The organism is Phormidium yuhuli AB48 (assembly GCF_023983615.1).
In the GTDB taxonomy this organism is placed as follows: Bacteria; Cyanobacteriota; Cyanobacteriia; order Cyanobacteriales; family Geitlerinemataceae; genus Sodalinema; species Sodalinema yuhuli.
The window spans coordinates 2,450,914-2,473,053 of the sequence record NZ_CP098611.1; the positions used below are offsets into that span (position 1 = coordinate 2,450,914).

The following is a 22,140-nucleotide window of genomic DNA, read 5'->3' on the forward strand; positions in this document are numbered from 1 at the left end:
TGTGAGGGATTGATTAGGGACGATTTAACCAGATTCCTCGCAATCCGGCAGCGATCGCTCCTTCCACATCCTCTCGGTAACTGTCACCGATATGCCAGGCTGCTTCCGGGGGACAGTTATGGGCGGCTAAGGCGCTGTACCAGACTTGGGGGTTCGGTTTGGCAGCCCCGACTCGGGTGGAGATGGTCACAGAGGTGAAGAATTGGGCCAAGTCCAGGGAGTCGACAACGGTGTAAAGCCGTGAGTCAAAGTTGGAGACGATACCCAATTCTATTCCCTGTTGCCGCCAATGGCGAAGGGTCGGTCGCACGTCGGGGTAAATGATCCAAGGGTCGGCAGTGGCGAAGTAGGCGAACAAATGTTCAAAGAAGTTCTGAAAGTCGGGGAATTGCACTAAGACGCCGAGACGACTGAAGGTGTCCTGGGCGATGGCTAGCCACCAGTTAAATTCCTGTTCGAGTAGGAATGACCCGGGTTTTTTTTGGGTGATCAGCTCAGGAAATTCTGCCGGGGGAGCGGCGTCGAAGGCCTCATAAAACGCCGTGTTGGTAGCTTCGGCATCCAGTTCTATGCCGGTCTGTTGTCGGGTAAAGTCCCGGTAAACCTCACCGACGCTGCCGCGAACGCCAAAGAGAGTGCCCACAGCATCGAGGAAGATGACCTGCGGTGGGTCAAGACCCTCCTGGGATAGGGTCAGGGGGAGCTGTTGGGTTTGATGGGGTTGTGCCAACTCGAATCTCTCACTACTGAGGACAGACAACCTCTAAGACTTTACTGCGGAGTGAGGAAGGCCCGCAAGGGATCGAGCATCCAGTTGAACCCGACTTTGACCTGATGTTCCAGGGTGGGGAGGCGGTAGAGGTAAATCAGGCGGCGGGCAATATGTGCCAGGGGACCGTCTAAACTGAGGCCTAAGCCGGAGAGGGTGGCGTTATCAATCCCCAGGGTCATCATTTCTCCCAGGTTCTGATAGCGGAAGGGGAGGAGGGGACGGTGGGTGAGGGAGGCCCAGAGGTTCCAGGCGGTGTAGTCGGCTTGTTGGAAGGCGGCTTGGGCCGTGGCGGGTATGGTTTGTCCTTCGGCATCGTGAAGGTCGGCGAGATCTCCTAGGGCGAAGATATGGGGATGATCGATAACTTGCAGGTGGCTGTTGACCTGGATTTTGCCGCGATCGCCCCGGGGGACTGGGAGCTTCTTGACGACGGGGGCGACTTGGGTGCCGACGGTCCAGAGGACAAGGTCAACGGGGATTTCGTCGATTTGCCCTCGGTAGCGTAGGGAAATGCTGTTTTCGCTGAGGGAGACGACGTCAGTTTCTAAGTCGGTCCAGATGCCGCGATCGCTCAGGGCCCGTTGACCCGCGTTGCGGTTAAATTCGGGGGAGTGGCGTAGGACGGTATCGTTGCGTTCGACAATGCGGATACGACCCCGATTGCCGAGGCGATCGGCCAGTTTACAGGCAATTTCTACGCCGCTATAGCCCCCACCCACGATGGCAATGCGGATTTTGTCGGCATCACTGGCTTCTAGATTTTGCAGCCGTTGCCGGACTTGGTAGGCATCGCTAACGGTCCGAAAGGGGATGGCATGGTCGGCGACACCGGGGATGTCGTTGAGGGGAGTTTCGCCCCCTAGGGCGAGGACGAGGCGATCGGTGTTGAGGCGATCGCCCCCGACCAGAGACACCTGCTGGGTTTCGGGATTGATATCTTCGACGTCAGCTTGACGAAATTGAATCGAGGTGTTGGCCAGGAGTTCAACAAAGGGGGGGGCAATTTCCCAACTTTGCAGTTCATCGGTGACCAGTTCGTAGAGGAGGGGGGCAAAGACAAACCGGTCGCTGCGATCGATGAGGAGAATCTCGGGTTGCATGGAGCTTTCCCAGGGGAATTGAGCGAGTTTGAGGGCGGTGTAGAGTCCACCAAAGCCACCACCGAGAATACAGATGCGATTTTGAGCGTCGGTCATGATTAGCTTGGATCTAGCGAGGGGGGGTCAGAACGTGATACCTTCCCTAATAGCTTAGCTAACTTCTCCCCCTTTCCGGAATTGGCGAGGTCGCGGGTGTTCCTGTCTTATTCTTGATGTCTTGAGGTAGCTGCCATGTCTCTCGTTCTGCGTACCCTGACGAATACAGTGTTTAAGCAGCGTCCGATTGAGTCCACGGAGTTACCGGAGCGTGAGAAAGTCTCCATTAACCGCGATCGCGAGTTTCCCATTGACACCTTTGCTCAGGAGCGGAATCATCTGCGGGTGACGTTTAAGGATGATGCTCTAGCGGGCCTCGATACTTGGTACGCCTTCGGAGACCATGTGGAAGTTCTTGGACAAGCTCCCCAAGAGGCGGGGATGTCTCGTCTTTACCCCAAGCCTCGACCCCGGATTATTCAACTAGATTGTCCTTACCTGTCTCAGTTAGACAGTTTTGAGAGTCCTACGGGCTTCTCTAATGTGACGGCGGTGGCCATGTGCTTGAAGTATTTTGGCATTCCTCAACGCACGGATGCACGAACATTAGAGGATGAACTCTACCGCTATGCCCTCAATAATAATCTCAGTCGTCATAACCCCTATGACTTAGCTAAAATTGTCAGAGACTATGGCTGTCAGGATGAGTTCCAGACCAATGCCACCTTTGATCAGGTTAAGGATTGGCTTGCTAACTTGAAGCCCGTGATTGTGCATGGCTATTTCACCTCCTATGGTCATATTGTCGTGTTTGTGGGCTATGACGAGGAGCGGGAACAGTTTTTTGTTCATGATCCCTATGGGGAATGGTTTTCAACGGGCTATCGTACGGACTTATCTGGGAAGTATCAACGCTATTCCTACCGTATGATTCGTGAAACCTGTAAGCCGGATGGGGATTTCTGGGTTCACTTCATCTCGAAGTAGCTATCTCCCTATCCCCCTCTGTGAAGGGTTCCTATCAATCCATCTGGCTTTAGGCTTCCTGGCTTTAGGCTTCAGAGGGTGGGATCTGGAAACTCAGACATCTCATAGTGCTTGACATTAAGGTTAGAGGCGATCGCCCTATCATTGCACGGTTAGAGTAGAGTCTATGTTTTCTCCTAATTCCACAGATCCTCATAGTATTTTTGCACAGCTGCCTCCCCAAGCCCGAGATTGGGCGGAACAACTGCATTGGAATGAACGCCGCTATGTTCTCTCCCTCTGCCATATTCTCTGTGCGGCTCCTTCAGAAGTACAAGCAGAGTTTCTAGATGAATATACGGCGGATGGTCTCGTTTCTCGACTCATTGAAGATCGAGATACTCGTCAAAAAGTTAAATACTACCTCAAACAATTCCGGATTGATACTAATCTCAGTGAAAGTCTCCTACGGGGCTATATTCGTCAATTTTATATTCACTGTGCTCAAGATATGCAGCGACAGCCTGAACAGTATTTAGAAGTTGCCGTTCGGCTCATTGGCAGCTCAGAAGAAAGTAATAATGCCTTTAACTATACCTTAGGGTTTGAGTTGCTGAAAATGATGTTTACAATGAGTTGGATTCAGCAAGAACGACTCTACCGATTGCAACGAAATCAAGATGAATTTCTCAATAAATATGTTAAACCCATTCGCTTTGCTCACCAAATCAATGGAATCGTGGTGCCCAAAGACAAGAAAAAGTTTTTTGCAAAACGAGATTACTATGTGCAAACTCCTCAAATATCTCGAAAAAAACTCATGGAGTTAGTAATGGTCACCTTTCGAGCAGAAACGGTGACGGAGTTTGGATTTTCCGTGATTCGTCATCCTAATTATCTGCAATTTAATTATGAATATATTTATACGCCAGAAGCGGAGGATATTTTAGGAAATTAGAGCATCGTCAGCTCCTGGGGAGAGTGTTGGGTCAGTTGGCTGTAGGCCGGGCTTGATATCCTTTTGGGTTCAGGTTAGAATGGGGAGGTTCGGTTCTCACCTGCGACGGTTGCAGGTGTTTGGTAATAGTTTTTTGCAACTCTATTGTTAAATGTCTTTAAAAATTATTGAAAATTTTGACGGCAGCTTTCAACTGCAACCTGAGGCACAGCAAATTTTATCCGATTTGTTAACCCAGCCTGCATTCTTAGAGCAAATTTGTCAACAGTTAAGTTGCACCCAGTTAGAATTTACGGGAAAATTATTTCAGCCTGTACCCTATAGTACAGCAACTCCGAAAGGAATGGCTCAAGAGTTTGAGGTCTATCATGAGTCAGAGGAGTATTGTATTATTAACGTTCCTCCCAACTTTATGGCTCAAGCTAAAATCTTTAAGCCGAGTCGTCTCTGCGCCATTTATCATCGTTGTGAAATGGGGTAATGCTCCAGAATTGATGTCTTAAAAACCTAGCTACTATTTACTAAAACAAGAAAAATGTCAACTCCTTCTGAACTTCCCAGCCTTCAAAACCTTGAACGTCATCCTTACCTCAATTCTGATGGGTCGGTTGCTGATAATTTCTTAGTGGGTCAGGTGGGAATTTATGCCATCTTTGATGACCAGGAGATTCTCCAATTTGTAGGATATTCTCGTAATGTGAGTGTGAGTTTACGCCAACATTTAATCCGCAAACCCGAACAGTGTTACAGTTTTAAAGTCCAAACCATTACTCGTCCCAGTCGCCAAGTCCTAGAAGATATCCGTCAACATTGGTTACGGGAAAATGGAGTTGTTCCTCCTGGAAATGGGGAAGCTGAGGCGGAATGGACACAATCGATTGATGTTAAGCCTTTAATGACTGAGGAAGAACGACAGGGGTTTTCCGAGGCGTTGGATGAAGGGAAAAAGACAAAATGGGTTAAACAAGCGGCTCGGCGGATTCAGGAAAATCTCTTAGAACGATTGGCGGCCCGAGGTGTAACGGAGTCTTTTCGCTTTAATCCTAAGTTAAAACAACAGGGTCTTTTGGAATTAAAATAATCCTAATGAGTTAGGTTCCGTTCATCTAATTTAGAGTTGTATTTTAAATCAGGTTGCATCAAAATTTCCTAGCTTTTACACCCCTATCTATAACCCGATGAAAGGAGGCATTTCGGTGAATATATCCTTAGAAGACCTATGGAATCAGGTTTTGGAACGGTTGCAGGGACAACTGAGTCAACCGACTTTTGAGACTTGGATTCAGACGGCGCGGGTTGAGTCTTGGCAAGGAAATCGCTTACTATTGCGGGCCCCCAATCCCTTTGCATTAAATTGGCTGCAAAAGCATTATTTGATGACGATTACTGAGGTTGTTCGTGAGATTTTGGGGGATGACGTGACCATTGAACTCTGTAGCGATCGCACGGGAGATGTGGAGGAACAGCAGCTAAGTTGGTCACCTCAGGTGATGTCTCCAGAACCCAAATCACAGACTAAACCACCAGAACTGAACCATAAAAATGTGTTTTCTCGCTTTGTGGTGGGGTCAAATAATCGTATGGCTCATGCAGCGGCGTTGGCGGTGGCGGAATATCCAGGGCGAGAGTTTAATCCCTTATTTTTATGTGGGGGAGTGGGGTTAGGGAAGACTCATTTAATGCAAGCGATTGGTCATTATCGTTTAGAAATTGACCGACAGTCGCGAGTATTTTATGTGTCAACAGAGCGGTTTACCAATGATTTAATCACGGCGATTCGTCAGGACCAGATGCAGGCATTTCGCAATCATTACCGAACGGCGGATGTGTTGCTAGTGGATGATATTCAGTTTATTGAAGGGAAAGAATACACCCAGGAGGAGTTTTTCTATACCTTTAATGCGTTGCATGAGGTCGGAAAGCAAATTGTCATTGCGAGCGATCGCCCGCCGCACCAAATTCCCCAACTTCAGGAACGACTCTGTTCTCGCTTTTCCATGGGGTTAATTGCTGATATTCAGCCCCCCGATTTGGAAACCCGCATGGCAATTTTACAAAAAAAAGCTGAATATGAAAATATGCGACTTCCCCGGGAGGCGATCGAATATATTGCGTCCCGTTATACGTCAAATATTCGAGAATTGGAGGGGGCATTAATTCGAGCTGTTGCGTATATTTCTATTTCCGGTTTACCGATGACCGTAAAAAATCTCGCACCCGTTCTCACGTCTCACACTGAGAAGGTGGATGCATCGCCACCGGTGGTGATGCGAGTTGTGGCGGACGTGATGGGGATTTCAGTGGAGGATTTAAAAGGGTCATCGCGGCGGCGAGAAATTTCCCAAGCGCGTCAGGTGGCGATGTATCTAATGCGTCAACATACGGATTTAAGTTTACCGAAGATTGGCGAAGTGTTTGGGGGAAAAGACCATACGACGGTGTTATATAGTTGCGATAAGGTAGCACAACGACGGGAGAATGACCCCCAGCTAGCACAATTGTTACTACAACTGGGCGATCGGATCAATTTAGCCAGTCATTGAGGAGAATCCAGAAGTCGGGTTGATCTCAGAGGGGGTTGCGGTAGAGTTCAAAACAAGCAGGATAGTTCTTGCCCTATCTACATTACTGGTCCGGGGGCATGGGGGATGACTGAGGACGAAACAGATGATGATGTTGACCATCATACAACCGCGATCGCCCCTCAGCCGTTGCCCCTAACGCCGGACTCACCACATATAACACTGTCCGTTTTAAGCCGAACTGTTCCGTCATCCTCACCATCTCAGCCACAGTCCCCAACTCAACTAACTCATCCTCCCAACCCAAGCGATAACACAACGCCATCGGCGTCTGGGGAGAATAATGTTGTAAAAGTTGCTCTTGGGCCTTGTGAATCTGACCCGCGCTGAGATATAGACAGAGAGAGGCCTGATGACGAGCTAAACTGGCTAAATCCTCACGATGGGGAACCTGGGTACGTCCTTGGGTGCGGGTGAGGATAATGGTTTGCACGAGATTGGGAACCGTCAACTCTGTTTTTAAGCGGGCCGCCGCCGCTTGAAACGCACTGACTCCAGGAACAATTTCAAAGGGAATCTTCTCCTTAATGAGATAGACCAGCAATTCGTGAACCGCACCGTAGAGACTGGGGTCACCATCTTGCAGTCGCACTACCGTTTTCCCCGCTTGGACTTCTTCTAGCAAACGAAACACCCAAACCTCTAAGGTATCTCCTCGGGTGTCAATGCGTTCACTATCGGGATGACAATGCTGTAACATCGCCGGAGGAACCAGGGAACCCGCGTAGAACACTACGTCGGCCTGGGCCAACCGTTGCTGTCCCCGTACGGTAATGAGTTCAGGATCTCCAGGACCAGCACCAATGATAGTAACAGGGGACAAGATTGCCATAAAAAAAGCCCCGGTTGGGATAACAGCAGCACGCTCTATTGTAACAAATTTTTGTAACTTTCTGAGGTTATGTGTAAAAAGAGAGAGGGAAACTTACGTGTCCCCTCTCTCTTTATAAAATTTTATTAATGCCTTTGCATCTGGGTTCTTTGACCATCGAAACAGCCTCCAGTCATGATTTTAAACCCACCAGCGACCACATGAGATCCACGGCAAGAATATTCGTCACAGACTTTAATACTTGTCGAGACTCTTGCTGGTAGATTTCATAAGCACAACGCTTGGGGTCATTGGGCGTCGGGGGGTTAGGGTTGGAATGATCCATGGAATTTTGAGTCATGGGGATCGCCTGTTAATCTATCTATGTCCCTTACTACTAGGATGACGGTTTTTATCAGGATTGTTGCGATCGCCATAGGCCAGAAATGCGATCGTCATCAACGTTCTCACTGATCCCGATCGCCCCCAGTCTCACGGCCCCCCAAAACGGCGATCGCCACTCCAGTCAAAACCACCAATCCCCCCAGCAAAACTTCTAATCCTGGAACTTCAGCAAACACTAAAAATCCTAAGCCACTGGCCGCCACCGGTTCCAACAACACTGCCAACGTGACCCAAGTGGGCGATAGCCAACGTAAGGCCCAGTTGAGGCTGGTATGTCCCAACAACTGGGGCAATAGCCCCATCAACAACAAATAGCCATAAAATAGGGGGGGATAGCCCCCATAACCGCCCCCAAGTAGCCAGGGAAGGGGCAGTAACAGCAACGCTGCCACGGTATACGTAATGGTGATATAGGGGGTCAACCCTAGCCCCTCCTGCTGAACCTTGCGCCCCAACAGCAGATGCAAACTGATAATCCAAGCCCCCAGCAACGCCAAACCATTACCCAACAGAGGCTGACTCCCCGCAACGGCGTTCTCCATCTCTCCCGATGCAATCAAGCCTCCTCCCCCCAGGGCGATCGCCATTCCCAAGCAAGTCCTCAGAGACAGGCGTTCCCCCAAGGCCAACCAAGAGATTAGGGCCACCCATAAGGGAGTTGTCGTCACCAAGGTAGTTGAGGCGGCGATGGAGGTATAGGACAGAGAACTAATCCAGGCGGCGAAATGCAGGGCCAGAAACAGCCCCGACAACGCCGCCCCCGCAAATTGTCGTCGAGTCGCCTGACGGGGAATGCGACGCCAGTTTCCTGATAGAAGCAACGCCGCCACTGTCAACCGCGCCGCCGCCATCACCAGAGTGACCGCCAGGTCCCCACTCCCCCCCAGTAACCCCAAGGCCAAACGCACCCAAATCGCCCCCGTCGACACCGCCAACACCCCCACGACTAAAATCAGGACGACGCGCCAGGTGGAGGGCCGTCCCCCTGTACCTGGAGGCCCGAGAGGAGATGGCTTGTCTTGATTGGAAAATGCCATTTAAGCTAGAAAGACATTGTTTAGCGAACCTAAAAATCGTGCCATGAGTGACCCCATTACTCCCACCGTCAGCGATCGCATTTGTAAACACATGAACGACGACCACGCCAACGCCGTCCTCGCCTACGCCCAAGTCTACGGCGATCGCCAAGATGCGGAAGCCGCCGAAATGCTAGCCATTGACCCCGAAGGGATGGACTTAAGCGTTCAAGCCAAGGGCGAAACCCTCAATCTCCGTATTCTCTTCGATCATCAACTGCAAGATTCCGAAGATGCCCATCAGACCCTAATTGCCATGGTCAAACAGGCCCGTTCCGGCGCCAAACCCGCTTAACATCCCTCCGGTAAGCCATAAATCGCCATCTCCTGCCCCGTTAGCCAGGCCCACATCCGCTCACCGTAGCAGAAATGCCACCATTCCTGAGGATGTTGGGCTAACCCCGCTTCCGTCATCACCCCCGCCAGCAGTTCTCGGTGAGCATGATACTCTTGTTCCAGCTTCGTTTGCGCCTCAGCAAAATACTTGGGGTGCGATCGCGGGGAAATTTCATCAATCGGCGATCCCATATTCACCACCTGATTCGTGGCATTGACCAAGGTAACATCCACCGCCCCTCCCGTCGCATGGGGGGGTGGATCGTTGGGGTCCTGACTCGGAAGTGCCCAAAACTCATAAACGTCTGCCAGAATCTCCTGCCGTTTTTCCTCCGACAAGCGACGAGGATTTAAACCTTGTTTTTCTGCCAGATCCGTAAGAGCCTGATCCACCATAAATTGTTGCACGTCCACGGGACGAAAGGCATCGAAAATTCGCAACCGCCAGCCGGGATAATGACGTTGGAGAATTTCTTGGGCGTTAAACAGCCGTTCTAAAACACTTTCCCGTAAACAAAAGGGACTGCGATCGCCATAAGGGGCTCCTAATTCCCGATAGGGGTGGGGCGACTCCAAGGAAAACAAGCCATCGGGGATAGGAACTAGGCGTTCACCGCACTCCTGAATCGGTATGCTTTGATAAGGTTTCATGACAGATTTGAAATGGATAGGCGCTTGAGTTTTGAGGAGCGATAAACGAATAGATTATTTGATTTGAGTCCGCTTAATTTTTGAGGTATTCTACTAACAAATAGCTTTTCGCTGTATCATCTCACCCCAGATTGTCTTTTGTCAATTCGGGGTTAACCGTAACGTTGTTCCCATCCTGCTGATGTTCTCCGCCTCTCTCTTAAAACCCCTAGGGCAAGCCTTAGCCGGTATCTTTGACAATCACCAGCAAGCTCAGGATAACCCAACCTGGTTTGTCCCCACCCGTGTCTGGCAATATCCCCTCTCGCAACAGATTGATGGCAATTATGCCATTTTTGTCGAACAAGCCCCGCTCCTGAAGCCAGAACAGCCCTATCGCCAACGATTAATGTTGCTTTCCCAGCCCCCAGAAGCCCCGCTCCAGATTATCTATCGAGCTTTTCGTCATCCCCAAGCCATCGCCGGGGCCGCCAGGGACCCCCAACGGCTGAACTCCCTGCAATCGGAAGATTTCCTAGAACTTCCCGGCTGTTGCTTGCAGGTAATCCAAGGGGCCGACCGTTTTATCGCCACGCCTCCCGAGGGTGCGAGATGTTGCTTCGACTATCAAGGGAAAACCCGTCAAGTGGAACTCGGCTTTGACGTAACTCCAGACTGTCTGTACAGTCGCGATCGCGGCGTCGATCCAGACAGCGGGAAAGGACTTTGGGGCGCACTCATGGGGGCTTATGAATATCGCAAACAAGAACAGATCCCCTTACCCGAGACTTGGGCCAATTTAGGTACATCTCCCCTCTAACCCACCTCTAACCCAAGCAGCACCCGGTTTCTCCCCTCCAGGGAGGGGTGCCCGTCAGGGCGGGGTGGGTTCTCCCCTCCAGGGCTAATCTTGTAGGGGTTTGTGAAACCCAGTGAAAGTCTTGAGTCAAGTCGCCCCGGTCAGGGGCGATGGAGGGGCAGCAGCAGTAGCCGGAGAGAAAGAGAACAAGGGGACCCTCTCAAGTCAGCTCTGCCTATCTTAGGGGCAGAGCTGACGCGAAAGCTTCAGGGGCAGACTGGTCATGGCAGCAGCAAGCCCTCGCCGGGGGGTGCTCGGGAAAAAGAGAAGGGGGTTGCTGACCGTCGCGCCAATTTGACAAGATAAATAGGTGACCGAGCCAAGTTGAGAGAAGCCCCCGATGAGCGAGTTCAGCAGCCAAGGACTATTCCGACCCCAAGTTCAAAGAAGTCTAGAGAAAGCCTATAGCCTGGCCTGTAGCAAACCCAACTTATCATTCTCTCAATGTATGGGTAACAGTTTTCGCCAAACCGTTGCCCGTCTGTTCTCCCATAAGCAAATGACCCAAGATGTGATGCTATCGAGACATATCGAAGCGACAAGGGAACGAGCCTCAGCCACAGAAGGGGACTATGTGATTGCCGCCCAAGACACCACCTATTACAACTACTCAGGACACAAGGAGATGTCGGGGCTAGGGGTAATCCAAGGAAAAGTCAGAGGAGTCATACAACACAATGTCCTCCTGGTGAACGAGTCCGGTCTGCCCTTAGGACTGTTAGGACAACAATATTGGACTCGAAAGGGGGGACTGAATCTAGCCGAAGGAGAAAAAGAAAGCTGTAAATGGCTCAAGGGGCTAGATGCCATCAATGAGCAAGCGAGGCAATCGAGCAAGTGCTTTGTCTCAGTCGAAGACCGAGAAGGAGACGTGTTTGACCTGTTCAAAGCTCCCCGAGAAGACAATGTCGAATTCATCGTCCGGGTGTATCAACAGCGAAACTTGGAAGTCGCCTCGAGCCAAGTGGTGGCTAAACTCGCCGAGATTCCCGAGGAGTTGGAAGACTTTGGCTATGAACGGATACGGATTGAGCGTCAAAACCGAGAAGTGGAGGTGACTCTTCGCTTAAGAGCTGGGGCGGTCAACGTTTATCCGGAGAAAAAGTTAAGTCCCAGAAAGCATAAAACGCAAGGTTTATCCTTGGTCGTCGCCGAGGAAATCCGTTGTGTCGACGTGAAAACCCAGGAAGAGCTGTCCCCTACCCAAGAAGCGGCTACTTGGTATTTATTGACCAGTCTGCCAATTGAGACCCGAGAGCAGGTGATACGGGTAACCCGCTTTTATGCCCTCAGATGGCAAGTCGAACGCTTTCATTACACTCTCAAGTCCGGAGCCTTGAATGTGGAAAAATTACAGTTTGATGATATCCATACCCTAGTCAACGCCTTGAGCTTTTATTCAGTGGTCGCCTGGCAGCTACTGGCCCTGACTCATGGGATTCGGGAAAATCCTGAACAATGTGCCCAGGTGGTGTTTGATTCGGAGGAGGTGACCTTGTTAGAGAAGGTCTCCTCTCAAAAAATCGTTTCTCTTGGTCAGGCCGTCTTAGCCTTAACTAAACTGATTGGCTTTGCCCCGTCGAAAAAACAACCCTTTCCGGGAGTGAAAGTGCTGGCCACGGCTCTGGACCGCTTTTTCTTTATGAAGCTAGCTTCTCTGGGGTCTTCCGGGGTTGAGAGCTAGAGGTCTTCTGGACTTGACACAGGTTTTGTGCCAACGACCGCTCTGGTCTCGGTCGCTTTTAAGAGTCTCAACCCGGTCGAGTTCCCCAATCTTGAACCCGACCTTCTGTATAATGTCTTACCGTGGGCTCCCTCATCCGGGAAAGTCACAGCCGTGGCTCGGATTTGGCGTAAAGTTGGGTTAATCTTGGGTCGGGCTAGTGGTCTGGCTAGTCAATCGCCCCCTCAAGTGACGGTTTGGCTCAAGATTTTCACTCGACCTGATAAACCCCTACAAGATTAGCTCCAGGGAGGGGTGCCCGTCAGGGCGGGGTGGGTTCTCCCCTCCAGGGAGGGGTGCCCGTCAGGGCGGGGTGGGTTCTCCCCTCCAGGGAGGGGTGCCCGTCAGGGCGGGGTGGGTTCTCCCCTCAATCTCCCGTCTCCCGACTTAACTTCAACGCCGATCCCAACAACAACAGCCCCAAAATAATATAAATCCAATCACTGGTAACATACCGCAATAAATAGCCCCCAATCCCCGCCCCAATTGCCGAACCAAGCGCCATAAAACCAATAAACCGCCTCTGATGACCAATTACCCCAAACCTTCCCTTATTATAATATTTCCAAAGTCCCATCAGAATCGTCAAAAAACTAATCACTAAACTCAAACTGCCAGCCAAGCGAATATCCACCGCAAACAGAATCGTAATCGTCGGAATAAGCAATTCCCCCCCCGCCACTCCCAAAAGACTACTAAACAGACCAATCACCAATCCCGCCAGAACCCCGATCCCAATTTGCAGTCCCCGAGGAATCAGCCAATCCCTGAACCCCAAAATAACATTGTGGCCCAAAAGCACAAAACTCAAAATAATTAAGAAGACCACAATCACTCGGCGTAACACCCGTTCATTGACCGCCGTTGCATAGTGAACCCCAAGATAAGACCCCAACAAAGAACCACAGAGCAAATTCACAATAATTCCCCAATGACCGATGACCATTTCCAAGGGAATCACCCCCCGGCGAAAAATGAGAGAAAAGGTCACCGTCACCAAGCTAATCACCAGATTGATAATCACCATCGGCAAAGGACGATAGTGAAACACATTCACTAACACCGGAATCCGAAACTCCGCCCCTCCGACCCCAATCAAGCCCCCTGCGATCGCCACCAGAGCGCCCCAACCGAACGCCTTCACATCTTGAATCACCGATCGTTTAACCCCCATATCTGAGATCAGCCATATCTCTGTATTCAGCCTTAATTTAGCCTCAAAAACTGTTCAGAACTAACCCGAAGCCCCCCCACATTGATAAAATAAGGGCGATCGCTATCCATATCAACATTGATGAGCAGCTACTTTCGCCCCGCCGTGGATGCCATGGAGGGATACATCCCAGGGGAACAGCCCAAACCCGGAACCCGCATCCTCAAACTCAACACCAACGAAAACCCCTATCCGCCCTCCCCAGAAGCCATGGCGGTGTTGCGGAACCTTGACGGGGAGTTGCTGCGACGCTATCCCCATCCCTACGCCAACACCTTCCGTGAAGCGATCGCCCAAGCCCTAGAAATTCCCCTAGACTGGATTATCGTGGGCAATGGCAGTGATGAAATCCTGAACCTACTCATCCGGGCCTGTGGCGAAGGAGACCACCGCCAAGTCGTTTACCCTACCCCCACCTACGTTCTCTACAAAACCCTCGCCGCCATCCAACCCGCCACCGTCCTAGAAATTCCCTACGGCGAGAACTATCAACTCCCCCTCGACGCCCTTCTCAACGCCCAGGGGGCCGTCACCTTCATCGCCTCCCCCAACAGTCCCTCCGGCCATCTCGTCAGCAACGACGACTTGCGTCGCCTCGCCGCCGGGTTATCAGGAGTCTTAGTCATAGATGAAGCCTATATCGACTTTGCCAATGACACCGCCCTCCCCCTGGTGAGGGAGTTTGAGAACGTCATGGTGACGCGAACCCTCTCCAAAGGCTACTCCCTCGCCGGCTTACGCCTCGGCTTTGGCATCGCCCAGCCAAAACTCTTGAGTGGACTCTTCAAAGTCAAAGACAGTTATAACATCGACGCGATCGCCGCCCTCATGGGGGCCGCTGCCATGGCGGACCAAACCTACAAAAACCAATGTGCCGAACGAGTCAAACACTCCCGGCAGCATCTGAGTCAGGAACTACAGAAACTCGGGTTTAAAGTTCCCCCCTCCCAAACCAACTTCCTACTCGTCACCCCGCCGCGAGAGAATGCCGAAGAGATATATCTAGGCCTCAAAGCCCGAGGGATTCTAGTCCGTTATTTCAACCATTCCGGCCTAGAGAAACAACTACGCATCACCGTCGGAACCGACGAACAAAACCAAACCCTCATCGAAGCCCTCATCGACCTAATTTAGAGGAGAGACCCCCCCATAGCCCAGGGTAGATTCCCCCTACCCCTTCCCCTCTCCTCCTCTTCCTCTGTGTCCTCTGTGCCTCTGTGGTGACCCTTTCCCCTAGCCCTGCCTAGGAAAATGACTAATCTCCGCATAGCCATTAAACCTCAACGTATCCTGACGAGTCTCCATGCGATTGAGGCGTAGCTTCACACCATCGAGGTTGAAGCGATCCAAATCCACCATGCCATTGAGGGCATCTAGAAGAGCCTGACTCAGTTGTTGACTTTCCTGACGAATCTCCTCAGGAACCGACTCATCCACAAATTCAGGGTTTGTAAACTGAATGCGGCGACGGCGTTCAATTTCCACCGTCGTGGTCAAGACAATGGGAATCTCAGGGCGATCGCCTATCTTAGCCAGGGCCAGCAACTGAATGCGATTTCCCGGCTTCAGTTGCACCCGCACCCCAGTAAACGACACGGGTTTCCCCCCAGTGAGAGACTCCAAACCTGGCAATTGCAGGTTTTCCAGCCGTTGGGTCACCAAATCGGCCTCAAACGCCTGATTAATGCCCGCTTCCGTCAACACAACCTCGGCGATCGCCTGAGTGGGCTGTTTCAGCGTTAACCCACCACTCAAGACCGAACTAAAATCAATCGAGACGCGATCGGTCTCAAACGACATCTCCTTCACCGGGAAACGGCGGCGGATGAGGAGGCCCCGGCCATCCATTTTGAAACTATCAATACTCCCTTGCAGCAGTTTACTCGACGGTGAGCAGCGAATCTGTACATCCACGGACTCACTTTGGCTGAAAAGCTGGGCAATGGAGCGACTGGCCACGGTATTGAGCATCTGTTCGCCCCAATCCGTGCCCTGCGCTGTTGGATTTCCGATCAAACTCCCAAACATATCAAGCAATGCGTGTCCGCATGTCCTAGAGGCAACTACCCTCTTTGTAACAAAATATGAAGGGGTCGGCAATCCTCTGATAGACAGAGGTAACCCCCCAAGGGCGATCTCCACCTTGGGGTCATTCTCCTGCTGTACTCTTTCCCTAGGGATACTTTACTGGGTTAAAGTCGTTTTTCCTGAATCTCGTAACATACTATCTTGCATCTGTCAAGGCAAACGATTGAAAAAAGGGTTTCGCCGTCTCAAAAAACTCCGCCCGTTGTCGTTGTGGGAGGCGAGCGGGAACAGCGGCGATGGTTTGATAGAGACGAGTCCCCACCCAATAGATATGATGTTGATACACCCAACCATCCTCACCCTCATATAAGAGGATGCGTCCCGGATGTCCCGATAGGGCGACCTGACGATCGCGCACCAACCGCTGACGGACATTGGTTAAGATGCCAGAAATAGCTCCATCAAAGCGAATTTCCCGAGGAATCACCTCAAAAAAATCAGGAAAGTCAGCCACGATCACCCCATACACCCGCTCATTATCCTCCAAGCCAATCATGTACATCTCCAGGGTTCCTAAACTGGTTTCAATTGGTTGTACACTCTCCCGGAGACGACCTGGGGGTAAATTCACCGCAAAGCCTAACTCACGATGTTCTAAATCCTGCCAACCCTCAGGAATCGTTGGTTCAATATCGGCCAGATCCTCGATCTCCTCAGCCTCTTCCTGATCTTGATATCCCTCGTCAGCCCAGGAATCAGAACCGGTCAAGTTCAAGACAACAGGGAACACCGTCAACAATCCTATCCCTAGACCCGTCATCAGTCTCAATAGCCTAGCTACTTGACCCGAGTTATGTCTCATCAGACTCTCTAACCTCAGAACACCAACCTATCCTCAACAGCAATCGAGGCGATCGCCATATCACTCCCTAGTCTGACAGATATCAGCCCAATTTGACCGGGAAATCCACACCTGAATCTGGCTCAATCCCCCCTCAATTGTCAAGAAAAACTGTCAAAATAGAACGGAGAATGGGTCATCATCGCCCAAAGCGATCCAGGCCCCAGGAGGGCTGAGCCAGTGGAGAAACAGCCCCTAACGCCTCTGATCCACCAATCCACCGTTTAGCGCGACTCTTGACGTGAATTCTTATGGGACGACTTTCAGTACAACAGTTTATCCAACAGTGGATGGCCAAACTTCTCAGTCTAGTGATACTCCTGACCCTGTTACTGGGTCCAACCCCAGCGGCGATCGCCCTAACGGGGTCCAGTATCCCGCAACTGAGCCAAGCCTCCCCGAACTCCTCCCCCAATGGCGGTAATTTCGTCACCGCCGCCGTCAATCGAGTGGGTCCCTCCGTGGTCCGCATTGATACCGAGCGTGTCGTTACCCGTAACTTAGATCCCTTCTTAAACGATCCCTTCTTTGAACGGTTTTTTGGCGGTGAGATGTTCCCTAATCCTGGCCCTCGTCAACAACTTCAGCGGGGACAAGGATCCGGCTTTATCGTCGATGGTAGCGGCACCATCCTCACTAACGCTCACGTGGTCAATCGGGCTGATCGCGTCACCGTCCGTCTCAAAGATGGTCGGGATTTTGAGGGCCGCGTCACCGGTGTGGATACCGTCACTGACTTAGCCGTGATTAAAGTTGATACGGATGGTAACCAGCTTCCCGTTGCCCCCCTTGGAGACAGTGAGCGAGTGCAAGTGGGAGATTGGGCGATCGCCGTCGGCAACCCCCTCGGCCTGGATAACACCGTTACCCTCGGCATTGTCAGCACCCTCAATCGCTCCAGTGCCCAAGTGGGGATTCCCGACAAACGCCTCGACTTTATCCAAACTGACGCCGCTATCAACCCCGGAAACTCAGGCGGTCCTCTCCTCAACGATCGCGGCGAAGTCATTGGCGTGAACACTGCCATCCGGGCCGATGCAAACGGGATTGGCTTTGCCATTCCCATCAACACCGTTAAAGCCGTCAGCGATCGCCTGGCCCGAGGAGAAAGCATTGCCCATCCCTTCATCGGCATCCAAATGCTCAGCCTCACCCCCGAGATTGCCCGGGAGAACAACCGCGATCCCAATGCTGGTTTCAATCTACCAGAACGGGATGGAGTTCTCGTGATGCGTGTCTTAGCTGCGAGTCCCGCTGAAGAGGCTGGACTGCGACAGGGGGACGTGATTACCCAAATCGACGGACAAGCTGTCAGGAACGCCGAAGGCCTACAACGGATAGTTGAGAATAGTCGGGTCGGTCAAGTGTTACGGTTGCAAGTGCTTCGCGGCGATCGTACTCTGTCTCTGCGAGTCCGAACCGGAGAACTCCAAGCCGACGCTCGTTAAGTCCTAACGTTCCCCCTGCTAACTATGCTCATCCCCATCACCCGAGAACGCTTTGAAACCCTAATTCCCCTGACTGCTACCGCCTCTCAATATGCCTACTATTGGGGGAACTGGCAAAATGTCATCAAGCAAGTTCTCTTCTCCCTGATGGGGATACTTCTCGTCTGGCTGTTGAGTTTCATCCTCCACAGCCAGGGATTGAGTTTATTTTTGGGGATTGTTGTAGGACTCTATTGGCTCTGGAGTCCCGTGGCCAAAGCCAGTTTCCGCAATGCTAACTATCGACGTTACCCCTACAGCGGCTTTTGGCAGGGAGAGATTCTCGATGTTTACGTCACTGAAGAGGTCATCGGCACTGAAGAAACGGCCAACGCCAAAGGAGAACTGGTGTTAGTGGAGAATCGTGAACGTCGTTTGAACTTGGAACTGGGAGATGAGCGAGGCTTTTTTGCCCAGGTTCAAGTTCCCCTACGCCGTCAACATCAATTTATTTCACCGGGACAGACGGTGCATTTGTTAGTCATGTCCGAGGATCGAGATTTACGTCGCATCGCCAAACTCTCAGATTTATATATTCCCAATCGCCAAATTTGGGTGAGTGATTATCCTTGGTTACAACGGGAAGCCTTTAAAGACGTCAGCCAACAACTCGGTCGAGGCAATCGTCGCCGCACTCCTCCCCCAAGCCGTCGCCGTTAACTCGATATTGTTAAAACAGTCTAGATTTGGTTATAACGGGTAGCAAGTGCCTACCCTCATTTATCTATGGTTTCCCTCCTTTCCCTGGACCCGCAAACGATGCTGATCATGATCGTGGTCTCGTCGTTTTTACAAGCTGGTGTACTGATTGCTCTCGACCTGGTAGCCAATCAGTATAAAGGGATTTCTATCTATATGTTAGCGGCGATCGCCTATGCCCTAGGAATGGGAGTTGCACTTTCTCCCTTAACTGGAGACTCGGAAATTCTTCAGTTTTTGGGTAATCTATTACTGATTGTTTCAAAGGTACTCATAGCCCTTTCTGTTCGTGAGTTCCTGGGTAAAAGGACGAACTTGGATCTCTGGGGTTTAACCCTCGCTCCTCTTGTATTTATACAATATTATTACATATTTTTTGACGGTAATTATATAGCAAGAAATATAGGATTGCTTCTAATAAATGTAGGAATTTCTTTGATTTTAATAAAATCAGTTATACAAGCTAAAACCCACGGATTTTTACTGACTTCTCGTTTGATGCTGGCTGTTTTTGGGGTTGATATTTTATTTTCTTTGATTAGAGGTTTATTGCTTTTAGATGGTGAATCAACGAGGGCTATTGATGCCTCTTTGGCTAATAATTTTAGTTGGTTAATTTTGTTTTTCATTGATTTGCTTCGGAATAGTTTTTTTGTTTTAATGGTTAGTCAGCGGATGTACTCTGAACTTAAAGAGATTTCGGAAATTGATTTTTTGAGTCAAGTTTTTAATCGAGGAGCATTGATAGCTCGGCTTGAAATGCTCCTAAAACGTCAAAAAATATATCCTTTAAGCTTAATTTTGTTAGATATTGACCACTTTAAAAAAATCAATGACACCTATGGTCATGACGTAGGGGATCTAACGCTTAAAACGATCGTTGAATTACTTAAGTCTCAATTGCAGCCTTGGGACTTGATCGGTCGCTGGGGAGGAGAAGAGTTTTTGATTGTTTTATCTCGCTGTTCCGCCTCTGAGGTGGGCGATCGCGCTGAATCCATGCGCCGTATCGTGGAAAAAACGGAAATTCTCTATGGGACAACACCCGATCATCAGTTACACTGTAGGGTGAGCCTGGGAGTGGTCACTGCCAACTCAAGGTCAATGAATCTTGATAAATTGATTAAACAGGCTGATTTAGCCCTCTATCAAGCTAAGGAGAATGGACGAAACCGTGTTGAGTACAGTGTTGTTTCTTAACTCTGAAGAAGTTCTAGAGACCCAACTTAGCCTTGACTAAATTCAACAAAATATCTATATGCACTACTAAGTATCAATGAATTTCTTGAATATTGATACAATGATAATGATGACTTCCGTCTCATCATTATTGCAATCCATTGTTTTAGTCAGTCTTTGGTATTCAGCCAATCAATATAAAGGAATTTCAATTTACGTTCTAGGGAATATATTTTCCTGCTTATCTTTTGTGGGATTTTTGTTAAGAAATATATTTTCTCTCCCCTTAGAAGTCCGTCTCGTCAATAATTTAATCTTCGTTAGCGCTATACTTTTACATAGTATTGGTATTGGGCAATTTTTGAGCCGTAAAATAAATTATAGGGCCTGGCTTTGGTGTTTTTTGCTATTTCTGTTTTCTCAAGTTTATTTGGTGTATTATTTTGATGATTATTTTTGGCGTAATTTTTCAATCTTAATAACAATTGCCCTTGCGTATGGGATTGGCTGCAAATATATTCTTGACACTAAAATTATTAACTACCGAGTAACATCTCTGAGTCTTGCTTTCATTTTAGCAGCAACTCCCTTGATTGTAATAATGCGTCTTATTTTACTCTTAGATGGACAAACACACTCTATTTTTACTCAAACGTTTGCCAATTCGTTTACTTTTCTATCGATGTTTATCATTGATTTTCTGCGAAATGGATTTTTTGTGCTGATGGTCAGCCAACGAATGTATTCAGAACTTCATGAAGTTGCTGAAATGGATTTTTTAACCCAGGTCTTTAATCGAGGTGCGACAGCTCGCCGTATCAACAAATACCTGGGCGGAAAAACTCAAACGGACGTAACCCTAATTCTTCTCGATATTGATTACTTTAAGAAAATCAACGATACCTATGGCCACGATGCCGGTGATCAGGTGCTGCGAGACGTGGCACGAGTTCTCGAATCTGCACTGACCTTCCCAGAACTATTAGGACGCTGGGGAGGAGAAGAATTTATAATTTTTCTACCTAATTGTTCTGCCCGTGAAGCTCGCGATCGCGCCGAGCTATTTCGATATAATGTGGAAACCCAAAACGTGTATTATGTCCTCCAACCCCTAAGCTGTACCCTCAGTTTAGGGGTTGTCACAGCTCCACGACATCAAGTTGACTTAGACGAACTGCTTAAACGGGCAGATATAGCTCTCTATCAAGCCAAACGCAACGGACGCAACCGAGCCGAATTCGTGATCATCCCCTGACCATGAGTGACCGCTCCATGGGTATCTCATTGAGAAATCTCAGTGAACGCTCAACGACTTCCCCGCCTCATAAAACCTGTCCCAACCCGGACGAGTTCGAATCACCGTGTCTAAATACTCTTCCCAGGCGATCGCATTCTGGGGGGACTCCTGAACTACCAGTTCCCGAATTCCCACCAGTAAATCCCTCGGCTGTAGCTGGCCCTCCCCAAAATGAGCCGCCAGAGCCAATCCCTGATTCACCACCGAAATGGCATCCGCCGGACTCAACAGCTCCTGAGAGGACTTTAACGGCCGATGTTCATCCTCCGTTCTCCCCTGACGCAACTCCCGAAACACCGTCACCACCCGGCGAATTTCCTCGACAATCGGCGTTTGTGGTTGTAATCCTAAGGGGATCCCCAACGCCTCCACCCGACGGCGAACAATCTCCACCTCCATCTCTAAGGTTGCCGGAAGCGGTAAAACCACCGTATTAAAACGACGTTTCAGGGCCATCGAGAGGTCATTCACCCCCCGATCCTTCTGATTCGCTGTTGCAATCAGATTAAACCCTTGCACCGCGAAACTATCCTCCTTCAACTCTGGAATGGGTAAGCGTTTCTCCGAGAGAATCGTTAACAGAGAATCTTGAACATCCGTTGGGAGTCTCGTCAGTTCCTCAATGCGAACGATCGCCCCCTCTTCCATGGCCCGCAACACCGGACTGGCCACCAACGCCTCTCCCGAAAACCCTTGAGCCAAAAGTTTGGCATAATTCCAGCTATAGCGAAGGGCCTCCTCCGGGGTTCCCGCCGTCCCCTGAACCAAAAAGCGGGAATGGCCCGAAATCGCCAGACTCAAGTGTTCCGAAAGCCAAGACTTCCCCGTTCCCGGAACCCCCAACAACAACAATGCCTGATCCGTCACTAATGTGGCGATCGCCACCTCAATGGTCCGAGCTGAACCAATGTACTTCGGGGTAATCTCCACCCCCGTCTCTAGGGTTCCCCCCATCAGATAGGTTCGTACCGCCCAGGGGGATAATTGCCATTGAGGCGGACGGGGCCGCCGATCAATCTCCTGTAACGCCGCCAACTCCTCTGCAAACTGGATCTCTAAGCCGGGACGGACTTGAACCATAA

23 protein-coding genes are annotated in these 22,140 nt (G+C 50.2%); 14 read left to right on the top strand and 9 right to left on the bottom strand.

Annotation, left to right across the window (positions count from 1 at the left end):
* Positions 1-13 precede the first annotated feature (13 nt).
* The gene (locus tag NEA10_RS10520; protein WP_252659591.1) at positions 14-730 is read right to left on the bottom strand and encodes an HAD-IA family hydrolase; all 717 of its coding nucleotides are present in this window, start codon (positions 728-730) and stop codon (positions 14-16) included.
* Between the two features lie 41 nt (positions 731-771).
* A complete protein-coding gene (locus NEA10_RS10525) occupies positions 772-1,968 on the bottom strand; it encodes an NAD(P)/FAD-dependent oxidoreductase (RefSeq protein ID WP_252659593.1) in 1,197 nt (398 codons plus the stop codon).
* 135 nt (positions 1,969-2,103) lie between these two features.
* Here NEA10_RS10525 and NEA10_RS10530 point away from each other — a divergent pair, with 135 nt between their 5' ends.
* The 5 genes from NEA10_RS10530 (at position 2,104) to dnaA (ending at position 6,375) form a co-directional block, all read left to right on the top strand.
* Positions 2,104-2,895, top strand: coding sequence for a C39 family peptidase (locus NEA10_RS10530; RefSeq protein ID WP_252659594.1), 792 nt, complete (start codon positions 2,104-2,106; stop codon positions 2,893-2,895).
* 166 nt (positions 2,896-3,061) lie between these two features.
* Complete coding sequence (locus tag NEA10_RS10535; RefSeq protein ID WP_252659595.1) at positions 3,062-3,832, top strand: cobyrinic acid a,c-diamide synthase; 771 nt, start codon at positions 3,062-3,064, stop codon at positions 3,830-3,832.
* 151 nt (positions 3,833-3,983) lie between these two features.
* Positions 3,984-4,313 (top strand): hypothetical protein, encoded by a 330-nt coding sequence (locus tag NEA10_RS10540; protein ID WP_252659597.1) that lies wholly within the window; start codon positions 3,984-3,986, stop codon positions 4,311-4,313.
* A 54-nt stretch (positions 4,314-4,367) separates the two neighbouring features.
* Entirely contained in the window at positions 4,368-4,913 is a 546-nt protein-coding gene (locus NEA10_RS10545; RefSeq protein WP_252659599.1) for a GIY-YIG nuclease family protein, read from the top strand.
* 115 nt (positions 4,914-5,028) lie between these two features.
* Positions 5,029-6,375, top strand: coding sequence for a chromosomal replication initiator protein DnaA (gene dnaA / locus NEA10_RS10550; protein WP_252665335.1), 1,347 nt, complete (start codon positions 5,029-5,031; stop codon positions 6,373-6,375).
* Between the two features lie 82 nt (positions 6,376-6,457).
* Here dnaA and cobM read toward each other — a convergent pair whose 3' ends face one another.
* Complete coding sequence (cobM, locus tag NEA10_RS10555) at positions 6,458-7,246, bottom strand: precorrin-4 C(11)-methyltransferase (RefSeq protein WP_252659609.1); 789 nt, start codon at positions 7,244-7,246, stop codon at positions 6,458-6,460.
* Between the two features lie 446 nt (positions 7,247-7,692).
* Entirely contained in the window at positions 7,693-8,667 is a 975-nt protein-coding gene (locus tag NEA10_RS10560) for a DMT family transporter (protein ID WP_252659611.1), read from the bottom strand.
* Positions 8,668-8,710: 43 nt separating this feature from the next.
* Between NEA10_RS10560 and NEA10_RS10565 the strand changes: the two genes are divergently transcribed.
* Entirely contained in the window at positions 8,711-9,001 is a 291-nt protein-coding gene (locus tag NEA10_RS10565; RefSeq protein ID WP_252659613.1) for a DUF2470 domain-containing protein, read from the top strand.
* Here the strand turns inward: NEA10_RS10565 and NEA10_RS10570 are convergent.
* Entirely contained in the window at positions 8,998-9,693 is a 696-nt protein-coding gene (locus NEA10_RS10570; RefSeq protein ID WP_252659615.1) for a M15 family metallopeptidase, read from the bottom strand. The genes NEA10_RS10565 and NEA10_RS10570 overlap by 4 nt on opposite strands.
* A 181-nt stretch (positions 9,694-9,874) precedes the next feature.
* Here NEA10_RS10570 and NEA10_RS10575 point away from each other — a divergent pair, with 181 nt between their 5' ends.
* From NEA10_RS10575 to NEA10_RS20870, 3 genes are all read left to right on the top strand, one after another.
* Positions 9,875-10,492 carry a chromophore lyase CpcT/CpeT gene (locus tag NEA10_RS10575; protein ID WP_252659617.1) on the top strand — a complete coding sequence of 206 codons (618 nt, stop codon included), beginning with the start codon at positions 9,875-9,877 and terminating at the stop codon, positions 10,490-10,492.
* Positions 10,493-10,871: 379 nt separating this feature from the next.
* Positions 10,872-12,215 carry an IS4 family transposase gene (locus tag NEA10_RS10580; RefSeq protein WP_252659620.1) on the top strand — a complete coding sequence of 448 codons (1,344 nt, stop codon included), beginning with the start codon at positions 10,872-10,874 and terminating at the stop codon, positions 12,213-12,215.
* 153 nt (positions 12,216-12,368) lie between these two features.
* Complete coding sequence (locus NEA10_RS20870; RefSeq protein WP_258719038.1) at positions 12,369-12,497, top strand: hypothetical protein; 129 nt, start codon at positions 12,369-12,371, stop codon at positions 12,495-12,497.
* A 124-nt stretch (positions 12,498-12,621) separates the two neighbouring features.
* Here NEA10_RS20870 and NEA10_RS10585 read toward each other — a convergent pair whose 3' ends face one another.
* Complete coding sequence (locus NEA10_RS10585) at positions 12,622-13,428, bottom strand: sulfite exporter TauE/SafE family protein (RefSeq protein WP_252659622.1); 807 nt, start codon at positions 13,426-13,428, stop codon at positions 12,622-12,624.
* Between the two features lie 120 nt (positions 13,429-13,548).
* On the opposite strand from NEA10_RS10585, the gene hisC reads away from it, so the two are divergent.
* On the top strand, positions 13,549-14,601 hold the full coding sequence (gene hisC, locus NEA10_RS10590) for a histidinol-phosphate transaminase (protein WP_252659624.1): 1,053 nt from the start codon (positions 13,549-13,551) through the stop codon (positions 14,599-14,601).
* 99 nt (positions 14,602-14,700) lie between these two features.
* Here hisC and NEA10_RS10595 read toward each other — a convergent pair whose 3' ends face one another.
* Together NEA10_RS10595 and NEA10_RS10600 are read right to left on the bottom strand one after the other, a co-directional pair.
* A complete protein-coding gene (locus NEA10_RS10595; protein ID WP_252659626.1) occupies positions 14,701-15,495 on the bottom strand; it encodes an LmeA family phospholipid-binding protein in 795 nt (264 codons plus the stop codon).
* A gap of 196 nt (positions 15,496-15,691) precedes the next feature.
* Complete coding sequence (locus tag NEA10_RS10600) at positions 15,692-16,357, bottom strand: hypothetical protein (RefSeq protein ID WP_252659628.1); 666 nt, start codon at positions 16,355-16,357, stop codon at positions 15,692-15,694.
* 290 nt (positions 16,358-16,647) lie between these two features.
* Here NEA10_RS10600 and NEA10_RS10605 point away from each other — a divergent pair, with 290 nt between their 5' ends.
* From NEA10_RS10605 to NEA10_RS10620, 4 genes are all read left to right on the top strand, one after another.
* Positions 16,648-17,844 (top strand): HhoA/HhoB/HtrA family serine endopeptidase, encoded by a 1,197-nt coding sequence (locus NEA10_RS10605; RefSeq protein ID WP_252659631.1) that lies wholly within the window; start codon positions 16,648-16,650, stop codon positions 17,842-17,844.
* 24 nt (positions 17,845-17,868) lie between these two features.
* Positions 17,869-18,543 (top strand): DUF8619 family protein, encoded by a 675-nt coding sequence (locus NEA10_RS10610; protein ID WP_252659633.1) that lies wholly within the window; start codon positions 17,869-17,871, stop codon positions 18,541-18,543.
* A gap of 66 nt (positions 18,544-18,609) precedes the next feature.
* Complete coding sequence (locus tag NEA10_RS10615; RefSeq protein ID WP_252659635.1) at positions 18,610-19,782, top strand: GGDEF domain-containing protein; 1,173 nt, start codon at positions 18,610-18,612, stop codon at positions 19,780-19,782.
* Positions 19,783-19,888: 106 nt separating this feature from the next.
* Positions 19,889-21,016: a GGDEF domain-containing protein gene (locus NEA10_RS10620; protein ID WP_252659637.1), complete on the top strand. Its 1,128-nt coding sequence runs from the start codon at positions 19,889-19,891 to the stop codon at positions 21,014-21,016.
* A gap of 39 nt (positions 21,017-21,055) precedes the next feature.
* Here NEA10_RS10620 and NEA10_RS10625 read toward each other — a convergent pair whose 3' ends face one another.
* Positions 21,056-22,138, bottom strand: coding sequence for an ATP-binding protein (locus NEA10_RS10625; protein ID WP_252659639.1), 1,083 nt, complete (start codon positions 22,136-22,138; stop codon positions 21,056-21,058).
* Positions 22,139-22,140 lie beyond the last annotated feature (2 nt).